General features: G+C 61.5%; 21 protein-coding genes. 10 read left to right on the top strand and 11 right to left on the bottom strand.

Going from position 1 to position 21,111, the window contains the following annotated elements; all coding sequences use genetic code 11:
* The first annotated feature begins 2 nt into the window (after positions 1–2).
* Positions 3–1,184, top strand: coding sequence for an NADP-dependent malic enzyme (locus tag U5K31_08765; GenBank protein MDZ7772814.1), 1,182 nt, complete (start codon positions 3–5; stop codon positions 1,182–1,184).
* Here U5K31_08765 and U5K31_08760 read toward each other — a convergent pair whose 3' ends face one another.
* From U5K31_08760 to U5K31_08745, 4 genes are all read right to left on the bottom strand, one after another.
* Positions 1,185–1,757 (bottom strand): hypothetical protein, encoded by a 573-nt coding sequence (locus tag U5K31_08760; protein ID MDZ7772813.1) that lies wholly within the window; start codon positions 1,755–1,757, stop codon positions 1,185–1,187. It lies immediately after the preceding gene.
* 59 nt (positions 1,758–1,816) lie between these two features.
* Positions 1,817–4,366: a type I DNA topoisomerase gene (gene topA / locus U5K31_08755; protein ID MDZ7772812.1), complete on the bottom strand. Its 2,550-nt coding sequence runs from the start codon at positions 4,364–4,366 to the stop codon at positions 1,817–1,819.
* A 23-nt stretch (positions 4,367–4,389) separates the two neighbouring features.
* Positions 4,390–4,929 carry a redoxin domain-containing protein gene (locus U5K31_08750; GenBank protein ID MDZ7772811.1) on the bottom strand — a complete coding sequence of 180 codons (540 nt, stop codon included), beginning with the start codon at positions 4,927–4,929 and terminating at the stop codon, positions 4,390–4,392.
* A 121-nt stretch (positions 4,930–5,050) separates the two neighbouring features.
* Positions 5,051–5,635: an NUDIX hydrolase gene (locus tag U5K31_08745; GenBank protein ID MDZ7772810.1), complete on the bottom strand. Its 585-nt coding sequence runs from the start codon at positions 5,633–5,635 to the stop codon at positions 5,051–5,053.
* A gap of 5 nt (positions 5,636–5,640) precedes the next feature.
* On the opposite strand from U5K31_08745, the gene U5K31_08740 reads away from it, so the two are divergent.
* The 3 genes from U5K31_08740 to argS all read left to right on the top strand — a co-directional run bounded on the left by U5K31_08740 (position 5,641) and on the right by argS (position 9,332).
* Positions 5,641–6,822, top strand: coding sequence for an AMP nucleosidase (locus tag U5K31_08740; protein MDZ7772809.1), 1,182 nt, complete (start codon positions 5,641–5,643; stop codon positions 6,820–6,822).
* Positions 6,823–6,908: 86 nt separating this feature from the next.
* Entirely contained in the window at positions 6,909–7,628 is a 720-nt protein-coding gene (radC, locus tag U5K31_08735; GenBank protein ID MDZ7772808.1) for a DNA repair protein RadC, read from the top strand.
* A 66-nt stretch (positions 7,629–7,694) separates the two neighbouring features.
* The gene (argS, locus tag U5K31_08730; protein ID MDZ7772807.1) at positions 7,695–9,332 is read left to right on the top strand and encodes an arginine--tRNA ligase; all 1,638 of its coding nucleotides are present in this window, start codon (positions 7,695–7,697) and stop codon (positions 9,330–9,332) included.
* 1 nt (position 9,333) lies between these two features.
* On the opposite strand, the gene U5K31_08725 is transcribed toward argS, so the two are convergent.
* The 3 genes from U5K31_08725 to dnaN all read right to left on the bottom strand — a co-directional run bounded on the left by U5K31_08725 (position 9,334) and on the right by dnaN (position 12,187).
* A complete protein-coding gene (locus tag U5K31_08725; protein MDZ7772806.1) occupies positions 9,334–10,140 on the bottom strand; it encodes a methyltransferase domain-containing protein in 807 nt (268 codons plus the stop codon).
* Between the two features lie 138 nt (positions 10,141–10,278).
* Entirely contained in the window at positions 10,279–11,079 is an 801-nt protein-coding gene (locus U5K31_08720) for an SAM-dependent chlorinase/fluorinase (protein ID MDZ7772805.1), read from the bottom strand.
* Complete coding sequence (dnaN, locus tag U5K31_08715; GenBank protein MDZ7772804.1) at positions 11,072–12,187, bottom strand: DNA polymerase III subunit beta; 1,116 nt, start codon at positions 12,185–12,187, stop codon at positions 11,072–11,074. The genes U5K31_08720 and dnaN overlap by 8 nt, the downstream gene beginning before the upstream one ends.
* A 167-nt stretch (positions 12,188–12,354) precedes the next feature.
* On the opposite strand from dnaN, the gene miaA reads away from it, so the two are divergent.
* From miaA to U5K31_08685, 6 genes are all read left to right on the top strand, one after another.
* Positions 12,355–13,296, top strand: a complete 942-nt coding sequence (gene miaA, locus U5K31_08710) for a tRNA (adenosine(37)-N6)-dimethylallyltransferase MiaA (GenBank protein ID MDZ7772803.1) — start codon at positions 12,355–12,357, stop codon at positions 13,294–13,296.
* 39 nt (positions 13,297–13,335) lie between these two features.
* Positions 13,336–13,596 carry a phosphoribosylformylglycinamidine synthase subunit PurS gene (gene purS, locus U5K31_08705; protein MDZ7772802.1) on the top strand — a complete coding sequence of 87 codons (261 nt, stop codon included), beginning with the start codon at positions 13,336–13,338 and terminating at the stop codon, positions 13,594–13,596.
* An 8-nt stretch (positions 13,597–13,604) separates the two neighbouring features.
* Positions 13,605–13,958 (top strand): ATP-dependent Clp protease adaptor ClpS, encoded by a 354-nt coding sequence (locus U5K31_08700; protein ID MDZ7772801.1) that lies wholly within the window; start codon positions 13,605–13,607, stop codon positions 13,956–13,958.
* Between the two features lie 4 nt (positions 13,959–13,962).
* Positions 13,963–14,667, top strand: a complete 705-nt coding sequence (gene purQ / locus U5K31_08695; GenBank protein ID MDZ7772800.1) for a phosphoribosylformylglycinamidine synthase subunit PurQ — start codon at positions 13,963–13,965, stop codon at positions 14,665–14,667.
* On the top strand, positions 14,664–15,464 hold the full coding sequence (gene lptB, locus U5K31_08690) for an LPS export ABC transporter ATP-binding protein (protein MDZ7772799.1): 801 nt from the start codon (positions 14,664–14,666) through the stop codon (positions 15,462–15,464). The genes purQ and lptB overlap by 4 nt, the downstream gene beginning before the upstream one ends.
* 64 nt (positions 15,465–15,528) lie before the next feature.
* Entirely contained in the window at positions 15,529–15,858 is a 330-nt protein-coding gene (locus U5K31_08685) for a rhodanese-like domain-containing protein (protein MDZ7772798.1), read from the top strand.
* 24 nt (positions 15,859–15,882) lie between these two features.
* Here U5K31_08685 and rho read toward each other — a convergent pair whose 3' ends face one another.
* From rho to U5K31_08665, 4 genes are all read right to left on the bottom strand, one after another.
* Positions 15,883–17,079: a transcription termination factor Rho gene (rho, locus tag U5K31_08680; protein MDZ7772797.1), complete on the bottom strand. Its 1,197-nt coding sequence runs from the start codon at positions 17,077–17,079 to the stop codon at positions 15,883–15,885.
* Between the two features lie 210 nt (positions 17,080–17,289).
* Complete coding sequence (locus tag U5K31_08675; protein MDZ7772796.1) at positions 17,290–18,624, bottom strand: hypothetical protein; 1,335 nt, start codon at positions 18,622–18,624, stop codon at positions 17,290–17,292.
* Positions 18,625–18,679: 55 nt separating this feature from the next.
* Positions 18,680–19,981: a type IX secretion system membrane protein PorP/SprF gene (locus tag U5K31_08670; GenBank protein MDZ7772795.1), complete on the bottom strand. Its 1,302-nt coding sequence runs from the start codon at positions 19,979–19,981 to the stop codon at positions 18,680–18,682.
* The gene (locus tag U5K31_08665) at positions 19,981–21,099 is read right to left on the bottom strand and encodes a hypothetical protein (protein MDZ7772794.1); all 1,119 of its coding nucleotides are present in this window, start codon (positions 21,097–21,099) and stop codon (positions 19,981–19,983) included. The genes U5K31_08670 and U5K31_08665 overlap by 1 nt, the downstream gene beginning before the upstream one ends.
* Positions 21,100–21,111: the final 12 nt, after the last annotated feature.

Here is a 21,111-nt window from a genome sequence, read left to right as displayed (position 1 = left end):
CCATGGCACCGGACGACACCAAAGGAGACTACGGGCAGCAGTCCCTCGACGCCCACCGCAAATACGGGGGCAAGCTGGGGATCGAATCCAAGATGCCGCTGGACACCCGCGAGGACCTGAGCATCGCCTACACGCCCGGGGTGGCCGAGCCCTGCAGGGCCATCGCGGATGACCGCAGCAAAGCCTACGACTACACCTGGAAGAGCAACACCGTGGCCGTGGTAAGCGACGGTTCGGCGGTGCTGGGACTGGGTAACATCGGCCCGGAGGCCTCCCTGCCGGTCATGGAGGGCAAATGCGTGCTCTTCAAAAAGTTTGCGCAGGTGGATGCCGTACCGGTGGTGCTCGACACCCAGGACCCCGGGGAGATCATCGCGGCCGTGAAGGCCATCGCCCCCACCTACGGGGGCATCAACCTGGAGGACATCGCCGCGCCGAAGTGCTTCGACATCGAGGAGCGCCTCAAGGAGGAGCTGGACATCCCCGTGATGCACGACGACCAGCACGGTACCGCCGTGGTCACCCTGGCCGGCATGATCAACGCCATGCGGGTCACCGGACGCACCATGGATGAGCTGCGCATCGTGATCAATGGCTCCGGCGCCGCCGGGGTGGCCGTGGTCAGGCTGCTGCAGCACATGGGCGTGGAGGAGGTGATCATGTGCGACAGCCGCGGCATCATCGCCGAGGGACGCGACGGGCTCAATCCCGTAAAGCAGGAAATGGCCCGCCTGACCAACCGGCGCGGGGTCACCGGCAGCCTGGAGGACGCCCTGGTCGACGCCGACGTCTTTATAGGCGTATCGGTACCCGGGGTGCTCAACGCCTCCATGATCCGCAAGATGGACGACGACCCCATCATTTTTGCCTTATCCAACCCCGTACCGGAGATCATGCCTGACGAGGCGCACCGGGCCGGTGCCGGTATCGTGGCGACGGGACGCTCCGACTTCCCCAATCAGATCAACAACGTGCTGGCCTTTCCGGGTCTCTTCCGCGGCGCCCTGAACGCCCGAACACGCGACTTCACCTACCCCATGTTCGTGGCTGCCGCCCGCGCCATTGCCGACTGTGTGGAACAGCCCACGCCCGAGGAGATCATCCCCAGCGCCTTCGACAAAAGAGTCGCCCAGCAGGTAGCCGAATCGGTGCAAGATATCTGCAGGAAAAGAAAGGAGAGCTAGCTAGAAGAGACTGGCCTGGTCGCTGTCCTTTTTGGTGGCGCGCTCGATGGTGGGATTGGGCGCTGCGCCCTCGCGGTTCACTTTCAGCATGCCGGGCCGGAAGTTCTTGCCGTAGATACGCTTGGCCAGACCCTGCAGCGCCTTCTCGCCGCGCGGCGTAATGAGCAGCCGCCCCTGTTCGTCGATGGAGAGAAAGCCGAATTCCTTCAGGTCGTTGACGATCATGTAGGCCAGCTTGGAAATGGCCCCGCAGTTCTGTTCCGCCTCCTCGCGCCCGGGGGGCTCCTCCTCGGCGGCGTAGGCCATGCCCAGCAGGTTCATCTCCACCTCGGTCAGCGGGTAGCCCTCACAGCCCTTGGTCAGCATATTGTTCCATGAGTCCTGGCTGTAGTAGCGGCCGAACCACCACTTGCCCTCCTTGATCAGACGGTGGGAAAGGGCGCAGGAGAAGTACTCCCCGGGGCGCGCCTTCCGCGGGATGCCCCGCTCCCGGTACATCGACACGAGCGTGGCCAGATCCAGCTCATGAAGATTGGGCGGGTATTCGAAATGGAGGTCCGATTTCTTGTCCATGACTATTCAAAGTAGAAAACTCGGAACTCATATTCACCTGTCAATTGACCATCGGGAGGCTACTTGCTCCGCTTCTCGGCGATGAGCTCCACGGCCTGCTCCATGGTGACCTCCTCAGGCTTGAGGTCGTCCGGCAGGCTCACGTTGGTCTTCCCGAACTTGATGTAGGGTCCGTAGCGCCCGTCCAGTACGCGCACCGGCTTGCCCTCGGCAGGATGGTCGCCCAGTTCCTTGATGACCGAACTTCGCTTCTTCTTGTTCTTCTTGCTGGCCAGCAGATCCAGGGCGCGGTCCAGCTCCACCTCCAGCACGTGGTCGCCGCGGCGCAGGGAGGCGAAGGTGCCGTCGTGCAGCACGAAGGGTCCGTAGCGCCCAACCCCCGCCTTCACCTCCTTGCCTGTGTCCGGGTGTTTGCCCAAGGTGCGGGGCAGGTCCAGCAGCTGCAGGGCCAGGTCGAGATCCACCTCCTCCTGCTTCATGCCTTTCAGCAGGGAGGCGCGCGGAGGCTTGGGTTTTTCGTCGGTGGCCTCGCCCACCTGCACGTAGGGCCCGTAGCGGCCCGTCAGCACGTAGACCGGCTCACCGGATTCGGGATGCTCGCCCAGGCTCTGGGGACCCTGTTCTTCGGCGTCCAGCAGCTCGCGCAGCTTCTCCACGCTGATGTCGCCGGGCTTCCAGGAATCGGGGATGGAGGTGGTAAGCTCCTCGCCGCTGCGCTCGGCGCGCACATAGGGTCCGTAGCGGCCTACAAAGACCTTCATGCCGTCAAGACCCTCCAGCGGCAGATCCAGGTGCTTCGCATCGCGGGGATCGATCTTGTCCTCGCGCTGGTCCACTTTCCTCTTGAGTCCCTTTTCGCCCATGTAGTAGGAATGCAGGTACTCCTTGGTGTCGGCGCGCCCACGGGCGATCTCGTCAAGCCGCCCCTCCATCTCCGAGGTGAAGTCGCTGTCCACCAGTTCGGGGAAGTGCTCCTCAAGCAGCTCGGTGACCGCAAAGGCGGTGAAGGTGGGCACCAGCGTCTTGCCCTCGGCGTCGCAGTAGCCGCGGTCCTGTATGGTGGAGATAATGGTGGCGTAGGTACTGGGGCGGCCGATGCCGCGCTTCTCCAGCTCCTGGACCAGGGTGGCCTCGGTATAGCGGGCGGGGGGCTTGGTTTCGTGGGAAATGGGTTCGATGCCCTCCTCGACCACTGTCTCGCCCTCGCTCATCTCGGGCAGGTAGTTCTCCTGGTTTTCCAGGGCGGCGTCGGGGTCGTCGCTGCCCTCCACGTAGGCCCGGAAGAAGCCGGGGAAGAGGATCTTCTTGCCGCTGGTCCGGAAGGAGGCGGTCTTTCCGTCGGCGTCCGCCTCGATGGTCACGTTGGTGAACTCCAGCTCGGCCTCGGCCATCTGGGTGGCGACAGTGCGCTTCCAGATCAGGTCGTAGAGCTTGAACTCCGAGCCGCCGAGCCCGGCCTCCTCCGGCTTGCGAAAGGAGCTGCCGGAGGGCCGGATAGCTTCGTGGGCCTCCTGGGCGCCCTTGGAGCCGCCCCCGTAGTTCCGGGGCCGGTCGAAGAGATAGTCCTTGCCGTACTCCTGCTCCACCGCGGTGCGGGCCGCGCCGATGGCCTGTCCGCTGAGGCGGGCCGAGTCGGTACGCATGTAGGTGATATATCCGTTCTCGTAGAGGCGCTGCGCCACCTGCATGGTATACTTGGCGGTCCAGCCGAGCTTGCGGTTGGCCTCCTGCTGCAGGGTGGAGGTGATGAAGGCGGGGGAGGGATTGCGCTTCTTGCGGCTCTTGTCCACCCGCGCCACCGTCCACTCGGTATCTTCCAGCTCGTCGCGCAGGGCGCCTGCGGTCTGGTCGTCGAGCAGCACCACCGAGTCGGGCTTCTTCAGCTTGCCGGTGTTCTCGTCGAAGTCCTTGCCCGAGGCGATGCGCTTGCCATCCAGGTGTGTCAGGTCGGCATCGAAGATATAATCGTCCTCCTCCTTGTGCAGCTTCGCCTTGAGGTCCCAGTATCGCGCCGAGCGGAACTTCATGCGTTCGCGCTCGCGGGCCACCAGGAAGCGCACGGCCACCGACTGTACGCGCCCGGCCGAGAGGCCCGGGGAGATTTTCTTCCAGAGCAGCGGGGAGATGGTGTAGCCGGCCAGCCGGTCGATAATGCGCCGCGTCTCCTGGGCGTTGACCAGGTTCATGTCGATGTCGCGGTAGTGGTTCATGGCCTCCTGGATGGCCTCCCTGGTGATCTCGCGGAAAACCATGCGTTTGACGGGAATATCGGGATCGAGCACCTGCACCAGGTGCCAGGAGATGGCCTCGCCCTCGCGGTCCTCGTCTGTGGCCAGGATGAGCTCGTCGGAGTCCTTGAGCTGCTTTTTGAGCTTGGTGACCACCTTCTTCTTGCCGGAGGGCACCACGTAGAGAGGCTCGAAATTCTCCTCCACATTCACGCCCAGGTTGGCCCATTCCTCTTTTTTATACTTGGAGGGGATCTCCTTGGCGTTGGCCGGCAGGTCGCGGATGTGTCCCATGGACGAATCAATCACGTAGTCCTTGGGGAGGAATTTCTTGATGGTCTTGATCTTGGTGGGCGACTCTACTATGACCAGTGATTTCATAAAGGATAATCTACAAAGGGGTTCTACTTCTTCAGGCCGCCGATAAGCTCCTTGAGCTCGGCGGCGTGTTCTTTGGTATTCACGTTTGCTATACGTCCCAGGACGGTGCCGTCGGTGCCGATTACCCAGGCCGAGCGGGAGGGCGCCTCGTAGCTATTCCCGAACATCTGCTTTTCGACCACCGAATCGGTGGCTTCGGCGAAGAGGTAGTCGGGGTCGGAGGCCAGTACGAAATCCACGTTCATCTTCTCGGCGTAGTTGCGGTGCGAGCGCCAGCCGTTCTTGCTGAGGGCCACCAGGTTGTAGCCCCGCTCGTCGAACCAGCCGGACTCTCCGGCCAGGCTGGCCACCTGCCGGTCGCAGGAGGAGGTGTTGTTTTTCATATAGACGGACACCACCGTGGGCCGGTCCAGCAGCTCACCGAAGGAAAGCGTGCGGTGCTCCCCGCCCTCTACCACGTCGAGTTCGAAATCGGTGTCTATGCGTTCGCCGGTTTCAATCATGTCGTTTTTCCTGTTGATCGTTCGGGCCAGGCTTTCCGCCGCCGTACCATGCAACTCCATACGGGCGGTGATCGTTCTGCCGGTCCCGGTTCAGGCAGATCGGACAAAATACAAGCCTGCCGGGCACAGGGCAATTCCATTCTCGCAACCCTGGCCGGATGACCCGACGCCCCCGCCTTCCTTACAGCACGCCCTGTTCGGCCTCGTAGAGCAGCAATCGGGCTACAGCCGCCATCACGATGGTATGGTGGACGGTGCCCTCCCGCGCCATCGCAAGGAAGCGCTCGCGGGGCACGCGGTGCACGTTGATGCGTTCGTCGGTGTCGGGATTGAAGCCCCCCACATGGCGGCAGTCTTTGGCCAGGAAGAGGTGGGCGAAGTTGGTGAGGATGGCCGGGTTGGAGCTCACTTTGCCCAGCGACACCATCTCCTCCGCCCGGTAACCGGTCTCCTCGCGGAGCTCGCGGCTGGCGGCCTCCCCGGCCTCCTCCCCCGGGTCGATCATGCCTCCCGGGATCTCCAGGGTGGGCTGCAGCAGGCCGTAGCGGAACTGCTCGACCAGCACCACCTCTCCCTGCGGAGTCACCGGGATCACGTTGATCCAGTCGGGTGCCTGAATAGCGTAGAAGTCGCCCTCCCACGTCCTGCCCTCCGCCTCCAGGTGCATCCGGCGCTTCAAAAGGTTGAATATGGGTGTCTCATATTCTTTATTTTCCTTCTCCACGCTCCAGGGTTCGATACGGAATTCAAAATCGCCTTCACTCATAGCTTATGGATAACAGGTTTGTATTCGATTCGGAGGAGGCCTCCTCGCAGGAAGAAATCAGCCGTCGCATGGAGGAGGCCTGCGACCTCATGGAAAGGATATACGATAACGGGGAATATCCCAAGGTGCTGGTCAAACGTTCCTGGTCCCGCCACAACCCGGTTATTACGGGAGAGATGGCCCGCCCCCGCGCCTACCGCTGGTACCTGCTGAGGGAGCTGCGCAAGCTGGCCGAGAAGGGAGCCGAGATCAAGATCCTGCCCTCCCGGGAGCGTTTGGCCTTCAATGACCCCGATCTGCTGGACAATACCGATGAGGACGACTGGGACATCACCCGGAAGAAGCTCTTTCTTTTCAGTCCGGAGCGCATCGACATCTCCCTGAACCGCCTGCACCACTACACGGGCACCCAGCCGGAGGACTTCCAGCGTTACATCATCTTTACGAACTACGACATGCACGTGCAGGTCTTTCTGGACCGTTTTCCCGACTGCGTGAAACCCGACAGCCCGGGCGTTCAGATGCCGGCCTACCACCACACCCTGCCCGACCACAAGGGGGTGACGCTGGTCAACATGGGGGTAGGGCCCTCCAATGCCAAGACCATCACCGACCACGTGGCGGTTCTGCGCCCCGACGCCATGATCATGGCGGGTCACTGCGGGGGGCTTCGCAACCACCAGGCGATCGGCGACTTCGTACTGGCCACCGGCTTCATGCGCGCCGACGGGGTGCTCGACGAAATCCTGCCTCTGAACATCCCCATCACCCCCAACTACCTGCTCAACGTCTACCTGAAGGAGGTGCTCGACAAATACAACCGTAACCACCGCATGGGCACCATCTACACCACCGCCAACCGAAACTGGGAGTTCGCCAAGCGGCGCACGGAGGAGCAGATCCACATGAGCCGCAGCATTGCCATCGACATGGAGTCGGCCACCGTGGCCACCAACGGCTACCGCTACCGTATCCCCAACGCCACTCTGCTCTGCGTGAGTGACAAGCCCCTGCACGGCAAGCCCAAGCTGAGCGCCGAGGCGCGCGACTTCTACGAGACCTCCAAGGAGGTGCATCTGGACATGGTGATCGAGACGCTGAATCTCTGCAAGGACCTGTACCCCGAGGGACTGCCCAACGCCAGCATCCGCGCCCCCAACGAACCGCTGATGGGCGGCAGCGAGTAGGAGCCGCCGGGCGGGCAGCAGGCCGGCTGTAAGGAATGCGCAAGCGGCGGCTCTCCTTTCTACACCCGCGAACGCAAGCCCCCGCCATGTCCGCCGAAGAGCACTTTCAGTCCGAACTGCCCCTCAACCGCAGCGTGAAGGAGATGCACGCCGAGCAGCAGCCGCGCGAAAAGCTCAAGCGCTACGGCCCGGAGAGCCTCTCCAACGCCGAACTGCTGGCCATCATTCTGCGCACCGGCACCCGTCGCATGAACGTGGTGCAGATGTCGCAGGCCCTGCTGGACCATTTCGGGGGGCTGCGGCGGCTGGCGCGCAAGAACTGGCAGGAGCTGCGGGTGATTCCCGGCATCGCCGAGGTGAAGGCGCTTATCCTGGAAGCCACGCTGGAGCTGGGGCGGCGCCTGCAGACCGCCTCCCTGGGCGAACAGGTCCAGATCACCTGTCCCTCCGAAGCCGTGGCCTATTTCGGCCCGCGGCTGCGGGACCTGTCCCGCGAGGTCTTCCTGGTGGCCTTTCTCAACAACGCCAAGACGGTGACCGGCTTCCGTCGCATCAGCTCGGGCGGGGCCACGGCCACCATCGTCGATCCCGCCGAGGTGATGCGGCAGGCCATCCTCAACCAGGCCGTCAGCATCCTGCTGCTGCACAACCATCCCAGCGGCAACACAGCCGCCTCCCGGGCCGACGTGCAGCTCACGCGCCGCCTCATGGAGTCGGGCAAGCTGCTGGGCATTCCCGTGGACGACCATATCATCATCGCCGGTGACGGCTACACCAGCCTCAAGGCCGAGGGTATCGTCAGCTAGGGACTGTAGGATGGATGTAAAAGCGTTATATTTGACCCCGAACCGAACGCACAAATCCACCTATTGATGAAGGACTACCTTCGCAGCATACTACGCGACGCCCTGCTCGCCCTTGACGTAAACGAGGAGGAGATTCCCGAAATCGAGATCGAGAAGCCCAACCAGCCCGAGCACGGCGACGCCGCCACCAACCTCGCCATGCAGCTGGCGGGGACCCTGCGCGACAACCCGCGCAGCATCGCCGGCCGCATCGTGGAGGCCCTGGACTACGACGAGCGCCGCGTGGCCTCGGTGGAGATCGCCGGACCCGGCTTCATCAATTTCCGCTACGCTGACGCCTGGCTGGTGGACGAGCTGTCACGCATCGAAGGGCAGGGAGAAGACTTCGGCCGCACCGGCAGCTACGCCGGACAGAAGGCACTTGTGGAGTTCGTCAGCGCCAACCCCACCGGGCCGCTGACGGTGGGACACGGGCGCAACGCTGTGCTGGGCGACACCATCGCGCGGCTGCTGGAGTGGTCGGGCGCCGAGGTGGACCGCGAGTACTATTTCAACGACGCAGGGCGGCAGATGCGCCTGCTGGGCGAGAGCGTGCGCGCGCGGTACCTGCAGGAGCTGGGCCGCGGGGCCGAGCTGCCGGAGGAGGGCTACCAGGGTGAGTACATCCGCGAGATTGCGCGGGCGATGGCCGACGAACACGGCGACGACCTGGCGGATACCGACGAGGTGGAGCCCTTCAGGGAGAAGGCCAAGGAGATGATTTTCGAGGAGATCCAGGCCACCCTGGCACGCATGGGCATCCGCATGGACCGCTACTTCAACGAGGGCAGCCTGTACGAGGACGGCTCCATCGACCGCGTGCTGGAGGTCTTCCGGGAGAAGAATTTGACCTATGACGAAGAGGGAGCCGTCTGGTTCCGGACCACCGACTTCGGCAAGGATAAGGACACCGTACTGGTAAAGAGCAGCGGCGAGCCCACCTACCGGCTGCCCGACATCGCCTACCACGCCGACAAGCTGGAGCGCGACTACGACCTGCACATCGACGTCTTCGGGGCCGACCACATCGACACCTTCCCCGACGTGCTCTCCGGGGTGGAGGTGCTGGGCTACGATGCCTCGAAGGTGGATGTGGTGGTCTACCAGTTCGTCAGCATCGTCAAGGAGGGCAAGCCCTTCAAGATGAGCACCCGCAAGGCCAACTTTGTGACGCTGGACGAGCTCATGGACGAGGTGGGAGCCGACGTGACCCGCTTTTTCTTCCTGATGCGCTCGCCCAACACCCACCTGGAGTTCGATATCGCCGAGGCCAAGGAAGCGGGGGAAAAAAACCCGGTCTTCTACCTGCAGTACGCCCACGCGCGCATCCAGAGCATCCTGCGCAAGGTGGCCGAAGAGTATGGGGAGGACGAGAGCGCGGCCGAGCTGGAGCGGCTGGACCACCCTTCCGAAACGCAGCTCATCAAAAGCATGGTGCGCTTCCCCGAGATCGTCCAGAGCGCCGCCGAGCACCGCGAGCCTCACCGGCTGATCAGCTACCTGAACGACCTGGCCTCCCACTTCACCACCTTCTACCACGACTGCCGCATCTTAGGCGAGGAGCCGGAACTGGCGATGGCGCGCACCAGGCTGGCGCGGGCCACGGCCGTGGTGCTGGCCAACGGGCTGACCATCCTGGGCATCTCGGCGCCCGACCAGATGTAGCTCAGGCTGGCAGCAGCCTGCTGAGGCAGACGATACCGCGGGTCATCTGCTGGTCCACCGTAAAGCCGGCGCGCTCAAACATGGTATCGCTCTCCTCCTCCGTCCAGAACTGCAGCCCGCTCAGGCCGGCCGACTCCTGCAGCAGCCGCCCGTACCAGGCGGCCGACTTGACCAGATGCATCATGAAAAAGACCCCGTCTTTCTTGAGCACGCGCCGGCACTCGTAGAGCACCTTCAGGGGGTCGGTGAGCTCGTTGAGGGTACCGCCCATCATCAGTCCGTCGAAGGTGGCCCCGTAAAAGGGCATGTAGCGGGCGTCGGCCCGCAGCAGAAACAGATCAGCCTGGTCGGCCTCGGCCTTCAGGCGCGCCTCCTGGAGCATCTGCCGGGAGAAGTCGAGGGCCACCACCCGGGCACCGGGCGCCTCGCGCGCCACCAGGCGGGCGTAGAGGGCGGTGGAGCAGCCCACGTCGAGGTAGCGTTTGCCGTCCTCGGGCGCCAGCCACTCAATGAGCAGCTCTCGCTCTTTCTCAATGGGAAACTCCTCTCCCGAAAGAAGCGAGAGAGAGCGTTTTCGCCAGATGTCCTCGTAGATGGCGGCCGTCAGTTTCCAGTGGTTGGAGCTCTGGGCCCACGACATCTCCACGGACTCCCCTCCGAGCAGGTCGACGATGTTGTTGTCGATGGGGTACTCGTCCCCCTTGTTGGAGCAGATGGTGCCGTTGAAGGGCTTCTGCAGCTGCGCCACCTCTTCGGGGATGTGAATGGAGGCCCGCTCGTATTGCGGGGATCGGATTTCAAGAGCCATGGGTGCGGTATGACATTCCAGGTAGCAAGATTCGCCCGCCGTCGGCCCGTTACGGGGGGGTGGAGCCGGATTCCCGGCCTGTTGTTAGCGTACGCAGGAGGAGGGCGCGGTGTTACAGCCGCGGGTGTCCCGGACCACCTACACGGCGTGGTCCTTCTGCAGCACCAGGGAGATCTGCGCGCCCTTCTTCACGCCCAGCATCTGTCCGGCGTCGCCCTTGTTGATGCCCACCTCAAGCATGCCGGAGCTGCCGATGAGCGCAGCCGGCTCGCCCTCCTCCACCGACCCGAAGGTCTCCACCACCTCGTCCAATATCGTATTCCCCACGTAGATTTTCACGGCGCGGCCGCCGGCCACCTCCTCGATAAGAGACTGCGGGATGTTGGTCACCAGGTTGCCAAATTTATCGATGTGGATCACCCAGCCCTGCAGGCCGTCCTTGTCCGCTATGGGTACCGCCCACCGGTAGGTCTCAAGCTCCTCCACCGGCTCGCCCAGCTCCTCGAGCGACACGCCCGCGGCGAGATGTGCGGCCACCGGGGCGAAAATATCGCGGCCGTGAAAGGTACGGGAGACCTCCTCGCGCCAGTACGTTTCGTTGGTGAGGTGAACCGCGCGGAACCCGTGCTCCTCAGTAAGCTGGGAAAAAATGCCGTTATCGGGTCCCACGAAAAAGCGGTCGTTGATCTCCAGGGCCACGGGCTTGCGGTCGGTGCCCACGCCGGGGTCCACCACCACCGTGTGCACGGTGCCGGGCGGGAAGAGCATGGCCGAGTTTCGGAGTACCCAGGATCCGGCCATAATGTCCTGGGAGGGAATGTCGTGAGAAATGTCCACCAGCCGCGCTTCGGGCACGATGCCCAGCATGACGGCCTTCATGGCACTGACGTAATAGTCCTGCAGACCGAAATCGGTCGTGAGGGTGATAATTTTACGCATAGGTGTTGAGCATCACCGGCATCACCAGCATGAGCATCTGCTCGTGTTCCTCCTCCTCGGACGGCTTCACGATACCGGCCCGGTTGGGGCTGGAGAATTCGAAGTAGACCTCCTCGCCGTCTACATTGCTGAGAACGTCGGAGAGGTACTTGGCATTGAAGCCGATCTCTATCTCGTCGTTGTCGTACTCGCAGGCGACGGTCTCCTTCGCCTCGCTGCTCATGTCGATGTCCTCCGCCCGGATGGTGAGCGAGTCGGGGCTCATCTGGAGGCGGATCTGGCGTGTGGTGGTGCTTGAAAAGATGGCGACGCGCCGTACGGTGGAGAGCATCTGATCCTTGGAGATGACCAGCTGCTTGTCGTTATCCTTGGGGATAACCGACTCGTAGTTGGGATACTGCTCGTTGATGAGGCGGGTAATGACGATGGTGTTGCCGCTTTTGAAGCGCACATGGTCCTCGGTCACCGTCAGCTGGCACTCGTCGGCGTGCAGGGCCTTCTCCACCAGGCTCAGCGCCTTCTCGGGGACGATGAACTGCATCGGTTCGTCGGAGGTCAGGTTGCTGATGATGTACTTGACCAGGCGGTGGCCGTCGGTGGCCACGAACTTGCTCTCCTCGGGACCAATGTCGAAGTAGACGCCCATCATGGCCGGGCGCAGGTCGTCGTTGGAAACAGCGAAGAGGGTCTTGTTGATGGCCTTGATCACCAGGTCCTTCTCCGTCTCTAGGGTGGTTCCCTCGTTCAGGTCGGGCACTTCGGGGAACTCGTCGGGGTCCTCGCCCACCAGCTTGTAGGTCCCCTTGTCGGTGCTGAACTTCACGTTGAACTTCTCGTCGATGTCGAAGTCCACCGGGATGTCGGGCAGCTGCCTGAGCGTTTCGGTCAGCCGCCGGGCGGGGATGGCCACGGCACCGTCCTCCTGGATGTCGGCCTCCACGTACTCGATGATGGAGATCTCGAGATCGGTGGCCGTGAGGCGCAGCTTCCCGTCCTCGCTCTCAAACAGAATGGTTTCCAGGATGGGAAGGGTGGCCTTGTTGGGAACAGCGCCGGATACGGCGGAGAGCGCTTTCACCAGGTCGCTGCTCGAAATATTGAATCTCATAAGAGGATAATTGGTTACGGTGCCGGGTGCAAAAAAGCCCTGTTAAAAAGGTACCTTATACTAACAAATCCTTGCTCTCTTAGCAACCTGTGTTCGCCCTTCAGGAGGGCCTGGAGGGGGCGCGTGAGGCATGAAGCTTGGCGCCCTTTTCCGTAAGTTGGCTTCTCATGAAGACTTTGCCCGACATTATGCTCCTGGGACCCACCGCCGTGGGCAAATCGTCCGTCGCCCTGGAGCTGGCTGAATTGCTCGGCGGGGAGATCATCTCAGCCGACTCCCGCCAGTGCTACCGGGAGGTGAACATCGGCACGGCCACCCCCTCCGCCGGGGAACGGGAGCGGGTGCCCCACCATAACATCGGTATCCTCGACCCGAAGGAGCGCGACAGCGCCGCTGACTTCTGCGAACGCGCCCGTGCCTGGGCCGAGGGCATTCGCGCACGCGCGCGAAAGGTGCTCTACGTGGGGGGCAGCACCCTGCACCTGCAGTGCCTGCTTCAGCCATTCGACGAGGTGCCCGAGGCTGACGAGGAAAACAGGGACGCCCTGGAAAAGCGCCTGGAGCGCGAGGGGGTGGAGCCCCTCTACGGGGAGCTCCGAGAGGTCGACCCGGACTACGCACGGCAGATGGACGGCATGAATCCCCAGCGCATCGTCCGCGCCCTGGACGTCTGGATGCAGACCGGCCGTCCCTTCAGCTCTTTCCACACCGGCGGGGAAGTACAGCCGCCGGACCACATCGCCGTCTTCGGGCTGCGGCGCGAGCGGGAGGAGCTCTACCGGCGCATCAACCTGCGGGCGAAACGCATGGCGGAGGAGGGCCTGGTAGAAGAAGTCGAGCGTCTGCTGGAGGCGGGCTACACCACCGACGACCCCGGGCTGAACACCGTGGGCTACCGCGAGCCGGCCGCCTTCCTCCGCGGGGAGATCTCGCGCGAGGAGATGGTGCGCCGCATTCAGGCGCGCACACGCCGCTACGCCAAGCGCCAGCTCACCTGGTTCCGGCGCTGGGACTTCATCCGGTGGGTGGACGCAGACGGACAATCTCCCGCGGAAATCACCCGAACGATCGCCGACAAGCGTTTAGCAGCTAAGTCAAATAAAGATTAACTTTAGTCGAGTGATCCCTAACCGCCAAGCACCACGCGCATGTACAAAGCAACCGTAAACATCACCCTACGCCCCTCCATCCTGGACCCGCAGGGTAAAGCCGCGCACCACGCCCTGCAAAACCTGGGGCTCCGAGAGGTCGAAGGGGTGCGCATCGGCAAGAGCATCGAGCTCGATATCGACGCCCAGTCGGAGGAGCAGGCGCGGGAGATCGCCGAGAACGCCTGCACGCAGCTTCTGGCCAACCAGGTGATGGAAGACTTCGAGATCACCGTACATACGAACGGAGCAAGCGGTTAGCAGAGACTATGTTCGATCCGGAGAAGCAGACATTCGGATCCGGGCCGGGTCCCGGCGAGAAAGAGAAACCGAAACCCGCGGCCCCGGATGTGGAGACCCAGGTGCTGGAGGAGGAAGAGACCGACGAGGAGGAGGACACCCCGTGGCGCGTCATTCTCTACGACGACGACGTACACACCTTCGAGGAGGTCATCGGTCAGCTCAGAAAAGCGCTGGGCTGCAGCCGGTCCCGCGCCGAGGAGCTGACCTACAAGGTGCACAACGAAGGCAAGGCCCAGGTGTACGAGGGGCCCTTCGAAGAGTGCTTCGAGATCAACGGGGTGCTCAAGGAAATTCAACTTATCACCGAAATCAAAGGCTGAACACGTGTCTAACACCTTCGGAGTTATCGTATTCCCCGGTTCCAACTGCGACCACGACGCCTACCACGCCCTGGAGCATGTAATGGAGGCCCGTGCGCGCTTCCTGTGGCACAAGGATACCGACCTGTCGGGCATCGACCTGCTGCTCATTCCGGGCGGATTCTCCTACGGCGACTACCTGCGCTCGGGCTCCATCGCCAGCCAGTCGCCCATCATGCGGTCGGTAGTGGACTTCGCCGACCGGGGACATCCCGTGCTGGGCATCTGCAACGGATTCCAGATCCTGCTGGAGGCAGGACTGCTGCCTGGCGCCATGCTGCATAACAAGAACCTGCGCTATGTCTGCAAGCAGACCCACATCCGCTGCGACTCCACCGACACCCTGTTCACCCGCGGACTGGAACCCGGCGAAGTGCTGCAGATCCCGGTGGCCCACGGGGAGGGCAACTACTTCACGGACGAGGATACCCTCAAGAAGCTGCGTGACAACGAGCAGGTGATCTTCCGCTACTGCGACCCGGCGGGACAGCTGACACCCGAAGCCAATTTCAACGGGTCGGTGGACCACATTGCGGGCATCTGCAACCGCCGGCGCAACGTACTGGGCATGATGCCCCACCCCGAACGCGCCGTGGAGGGCAGCTTGGGTTCCGAGGACGGCCGCAGGATCTTCGAAAGCATGCTTAACGAATTGGCCCTCGCCACGTGAGTTCCGCCAACTCCATCACGCAGCGCGAATCGGGCGCCGAAGCCCATGCGGCCTCCCGCACCCTCTACAGCAAGGGACTCACCAAGAGCTACCGCAAGCGGGAGGTGGTCTCCGATGTTTCCATCGACGTGACCCAGGGGGAGATCGTGGGCCTGCTGGGTCCCAATGGGGCGGGCAAGACCACCACCTTTTATATGTTTGTGGGACTCATTCAGCCCGGGAGCGGGCACATCTTCCTGGACGGAGAGGATATTACCCGCATGCCCATGTACCGGCGAGCGAGGCGCGGTATAGGCTACCTGGCCCAGGAGGCCAGCGTCTTTCGCAATCTGACGGTGCGCGAAAACCTGGAGACCGTGCTGCAATTCCACGACCTGCCCTCCGCGCAGATCCGCGAGCGCACCGACGCCCTCATCGAGGAGTTCGGACTGGAGCGCGTGGCCGGCAGCAAGGGGTACAACCTCTCGGGGGGCGAGCGCAGGCGCACGGAGATCGCCCGCGCCCTGGTCACCGATCCCAAGTTTATTTTATTGGACGAGCCCTTTGCGGGGGTGGATCCCATCGCAGTGGAGGACATCCAGGAGATCGTCGCCCAGCTCCGGCACCGCAACATCGGCATTTTCATTACGGACCATAACGTCCACGAAACCCTGGCCATCACCGACCGCGCCTACCTGATGTTTGAGGGCAAGATCCTCATGGAGGGCTCGGCCGACCGGCTGGCTGAGGACGAGGAGGCGCGCCGCCTCTACCTGGGGCGCCAGTTCCGGCTGGACCGCTACGGCCAGCAGGAGTGAGATCTTCTGCGCCCCGGCTCGCATCACAATCATCTCATTAACGGCAGACGGACACTACACAATTATGGAAGAGATCACCGTTCAGGAGTTCAAGCAGAAAATCGACGCCGGCGGGAAGGTCTTCCTGCTCGACGTGCGCGAACCCTTCGAGCAGTACCAGTCGAAGATCGACTACGAAAACTCCGAGCTCATTCCGCTCGGACAGCTCTCCGAGAAGCTGGGCGAGCTGGAATCCCGCCGCGAGGAGGAGATCGTCTGCATGTGCCGCAGCGGTGGTCGAAGCGAAAAAGCCTGCAAGCTGCTCGAAGAGCACGGCTTCGAGAAGGTGAAAAACCTGAAGGGAGGCATCAACCGCTGGGCCAGGGAAATCGACACCAGCCTGCCCGTCTATTAAACCACACACCGTGAGCCGGACGCCCTAGACCATGGCCGCAATCTGGTTGAGCAGCTCCTGGTTGCTGTCGGTATTGCGCAGCACCTTCAACAGGCTCTGCATGGATTCCTGGGGTGATTTCTTGAGCAGGTAGCGTCGCACCATGTTGCGCTCCTCCAGGGAGTCCTCGATGAATTTGTCCTCGTTGCGCGTACCCGAGGAGGCGATGTTGATGGCCGGAAAGATGCGGTCGTTGGCCAGGTCGCGGTCCAGCACCAGCTCCATGTTGCCGGTGCCCTTGAACTCCTCGAAGATGAGGTCGTCCATGCGCGAGTTGGTCTCGATGAGGCAGGTGGCGATGATGGTAAGCGAGCCGCCGCCCTCGATTTTGCGGGCCGAACCGAAAATTTTCTTGGGTATCTCCAGCGCCCGTATGTCCAGTCCCCCGCTCAGCGTCCGCCCGCTGTTCTCCTGGGCGGTATTGTAGGCGCGTCCCAGTCGCGTGAGGGAATCGATGAGCAGCACGGCATCCTCGCCCATCTCCGCCTTGCGCTTCACGTAGCCCAGGGCCAGTTCGGTGACACGGATGTGGCTTTCATTGGGTTTGTCGTTGGAGGAGGCGAATACCTCGGCGTCCGTGGTGCGCAGGAAATCGGTGACCTCCTCGGGGCGCTCGTCCACCAGCAGCACGCCGGTGTGGATGTCGTCGTAGTTTTTGGTGATGGAGTCGGCGATCTTCTTGAGCAGCACCGTCTTGCCGGTGCGCGGCGGGGCTACAATGATGCCGCGCTGCCCCTTGCCCACGGGCGCCACCAGGTCCATCACCCGCATCTCAATGTCGTCGGCTTCGTGGCCCAGCTTGATGTGTTCCACCGGCATAATGGGCGTCTGCAGCTCAAAACGGGTGGTGTGGGTCCAGTCGATGGGATCGCGGTCGTTGATCTTCTCGATGGAGTGAATGTGCCGGTGGCCGTGGCCGTCCTCCTCGTACTCGCCTTCGATCACCAGTCCGGGGCGCAGGTCGTAGTGTTCCACCTCATCGGGCTTCAGGAAGGGGTCGCTCGGCTCGTAGCTGAATTCGTGGTCGATCTTGCGGGCAAAACCGTAATTCTTCTCGTTGATCTCCACCACGCCCCGGTAGCGGCCGGCCACGCGCACGTTCTGGTTCTCGTTAAAACGCGGTACAAATACGTTTTTGTTTTTCTTGCCGCGATTGCGGCCCTTCTTTTTGGAACGTCCCATGTTGGCTATTCGCTTGCTTAGGTTTAGGTATCCCGGGCGCCTGCCCTGCCGATACGGTACAACAGTGTCAAGTGGGTAAAGAGGCGTGCCGGGAGGGTCAAATATCAGTCGGCAGCACGTGAAGAGGTGAAAGAAACCGTGCGGCTGGAGCCGCACGGGCATTAATTCTTAGGTGAAGATACGAAGGATCGCCGGGAAAGCCAATACCACTCACTTGTAGAGCCGGATGGTAGTGGACTCGTTGATCCAGCTGTAGCATTCGTTCAGATCGCCGTTGATCTGCAGGGTGGCCCCTTCCTCCCAGGCGGAGCGCATGAAAACGTCGGTGGACTGGGGCGCCACGCTCATGTAGCGGTCGATCTGGGCGTCAGCCTGGCTAGCCAGCGAGGGTTCAGTCTGTTTGGCCCGCTGGTAGTAGTCGATAACCAGCCAGTAGACGGCGCGGTCGTCGCGGTTCGTTTCGCGTCCGGAGGTGCAGTTGCTGACGGCGCGCGCATAGATGGCCCCGATGCGCATATAGGGATCGCCGTTGGAGGGATCGAGCTCGGCGGCCTGACGCGCGAACCTACGCGACTGCTGCAGGTTGTCCTGGTTGTAGTGAATGTCGGCGATCTGCAGGGCGATGTCGGAGCGGGTAGCGTCGTCTGGAGCCTTCTCCATAGCTTCGGAAAGCAACTCAAGAGCACGCTCGTTTTCGGCGTTGCCCACCGCAGCCTCGGCCAGCGCCATGGTATTCTCGTAACTGGGATTCAGCTCGTACAGTTTCTGGTTGATGCGGGCAATTTCCTGGGTATTGTCCTGGCGCCGGTGTATGGAGCGGATCTCCCGCAGCAGCTCCACGTTTTCAGGGTCCTCGCTCAACTGTTTGTTGAGAAACTCCAAGCGCTCCTCGGGGGTGTCGAACAGCTGTTCGCGCTGCTGATCAAACCAGTCAGCCACCTGCTGGTTGACTTCGGACTCCAGCTCGTCCATCATCTGCAGGGCGGCATCCTCATCGCCCTCGTTGATCTTGCTCAGCACGATGGCGCGCACGTAATAGCCCTCACCTTCATCGATCAGGCGCTGGCGGTCACGCTCCATGGCCAGGGTGTACTGTTCGGCGGCCTTGGGCAGAGAGTTCTCAATCACATCGCCGAAGTTCTGAAAGAAGCGCCCGTAATCGACGCGCCAGTCAAAGACATCGTACTCGTCCTCCTTCATCTCATTGAAAACCTTTCCGTAGGTGAGGTTGACGGAATCGACATAGGCCGACTTGATGGAGGGGTCCTCGGCTTGTTCTGCCAGCGTGGTGTAAATGGTGACGAAGCGGCCCATGTGCTGCTCGAGTTCATAGCCCGGCCAGAATTCGAAAGAGCGCGGCATGCTCCTCCAGATCCAGCGGCCAAAGCGAAGGGCCCTTTTGTAGTCATCGTTACGAAAATTCTCGTTCCAGAGGGACACGGCCTGAGGTTTCTCCAGGCCTCCCGGAGGAGAGGCCGCCTCCTGGGCTACGGCCGTTCCACTGCCCAACAGGATCAATCCCAGTATGATAGTCAACTTCTTCATCGTTCTACTATTTGTATATAGTTTAATATTAAAACTGTTCCGGCCTCATTTTATTTTACTGCAATCGGCTGCGGGTGAACATCAATTCAGCCAAATTAAGCGTAAGACGCAAGCCCCAGACATTTTCTTTAACAAGATTTTGAGATTGGGAACCCCGGAAACCGTAGTACATCCCCAGATCGATGGTCGAGCCCGTACGGGAGGAGGGGATGCCGATGCCGCCGGAAAACTTGAGGGTGGTGATGTCCTTCCCATTGATGGACAGATGACCGGTGTCGTAGGAAACCCCCAGCCTGTATTTAAAAATTGACAGAACGTTCGTTGTGCCGTTGGCGAAGGGATGATATCGCAGGCCTGCCCCTACTTTCACGCGGTTGGAATACATAGCTTCGTCGCCTGCATTATAAGCGTAGGTGGCATCACCCCAATTCTGGTACATTCCCTCAACGGTAAAAGAAGTCAGGAGGTTGACACGATAGGTAATTCCACCGGAAAGACTCAAGGGCGTCGAGATTTCCGCCTCGCCTACGGCGCTGGATCCGCGGAGAAAAGAGCCTTCCTGAAGTTCGTTGTCCTCCTCGTTGCGCGTGGCGTTGATAGTAGCGGGCAGGTCAGCGGTTGCGCCCAGCGAAAGCAGATCGTCATCACCAAGGAGACCGGGGAACTGCAGGTAGAGGCCGAAACGGTGACTGATGGCCGTGCCGCTGGTCTGCAGGGTGAAGTCCACCGTTTGATAGCCCTCATCATCAAACGTAGTCAGGAATTGGTTGTCAATAGAGGCAACAACCAGCTTGGCGGCATAGCCGACGGCCAGGTTCTGATTGGGACTCCATCCAAAACCAAGTTCGATGTTGTTAATTCCCCCGCTACCGCTGCTATCGGTGGTGTATCCCACGGTATCGGCCGACGCACCGGTCCCGATTACCCGTTGGCCGTCGCGCACCATGCGGTACATGGATTGCGTGGACGGGTAAAATGAGAGCGAGGCGCCCCAGGTGCCCTGCCACAGCGGGACCTGAAGCTGGAAGTCGGTGGCCGAAAGCCGGGTGTTGCTGGTCTGGTCGTTTCCATCTGAGGCGTGGGTTGTGCGGAGCTCAAAACCACCGCTGGCAATACCGTACTGTGTAAGTCCCCAGTGCGCGGGGTTGCCCAGGCTGGGAACCTGGGGTTCTATATAGGAGACGCCGAAGAGACCCATACCGTAGGCACTGGAGTTGGCGGGATCCACCGGCGCTCCCAGCCCAATTTTGGAATAGACCGATCCACTGCTGCCCTCTGAATCGTTCTGGGCCATTGCCGGCTGGACCATGATCAGAAAGGCGAAAATGAGAATGGGTATGTACGCCTCGCGTAACATCAATTACTAACCGTTTGTATAGAGGTAAGAATCAGTTTCGGTCTTTTGTCGTAAGGAGCCTTATCGTTGAACAGCAGGCTGGATCGGATAACTCCACCATGTGCCGGACCGGTCACGTAATATTCGTATCCCCCGTCAGCCTGAAGTCCGCCGCCGCGTACAAAGTCCGTCAGATCAAAGTGAAAAGCCTGATCCCGCGGGTCATAATGACCCATGGCAACGGCGCTTCCAGGGTCAATGCTTTCGGGCGTAGTGCCCTGCTCCACGCGCTGCAGTCGAAGGCGCGGCATGTCGGGTCGTGTAGCCGAACCGGACAGGTCGTCGAGGCTGCTCTCCATGAGAAGGCTGTCCTCGTAGATAACCAGCTCAACACGTGAAATATTTTGTGCATTTCCTGCATCATTTAGGGTATCCAGCTCCACTTTCAGTACCTGTTCCAGGGTGCCATGCAGGGAACTCTGTCCCAAAAACTCTGGGACGTTGTCCCGTTCAAGCGTATAGCCCCAGGTTGACAGACCAATGTTTAGGGTATCCCCCCCGGGGTTGTGCACGACGAACTGGCTTTCGTCGGTGTTGATAGGAAGAATTTTACCGCTTTCCCTGGCCATGAGGGCAAGGCCGTGGAAATCGACCCGGTAGAGCGAGTCGCGATTGGACTCCCTGTTTTCATAGAAATTGCGGTAGCTATCCACCCATTCACGACTAAGGTCCACCGAAACCTGGGTATGTGTTCCGATGGTAAAAGACCCTATCGTTGCTTCGCCGAGAGCCACCCGGTCGTCTATCTTCATAGATCCTCCTCTCCAGAGCTCTCCTACATCCACCAGGTCGTAGCGAACATTGGCCAGGCTGTCCCCGTAAACCCGCGACTGGTCGATGCGGATATCCATTGACATTTCGGCATTGGCGCGAAAGGTGACATCCTCGCTTATATTCGGCAGGACGGGCTTCAGATAGCCCACAGCCATCAACCGGCCGAAGAGAGGGTCGTCGAATGTACCGGCCGATAGAAAGGGATAGTTGCCGGAAAAAGCTGAGAAGCTTCGGCTCTCCACCGCGCCAAGCTCCAGGGTGTCAACCACGACCTCTGTCTCCTCGTTTACGAATCCCGATCCCACAGATCCGGGGTT

It is taken from the genome of Balneolaceae bacterium, from assembly GCA_034521445.1.
GTDB lineage: Bacteria > Bacteroidota > Rhodothermia > Balneolales > Balneolaceae > JAXHMM01.
Note: the sequence above shows the minus strand (reverse complement) of the source record. Positions and strands in the feature narration are given on the sequence as shown.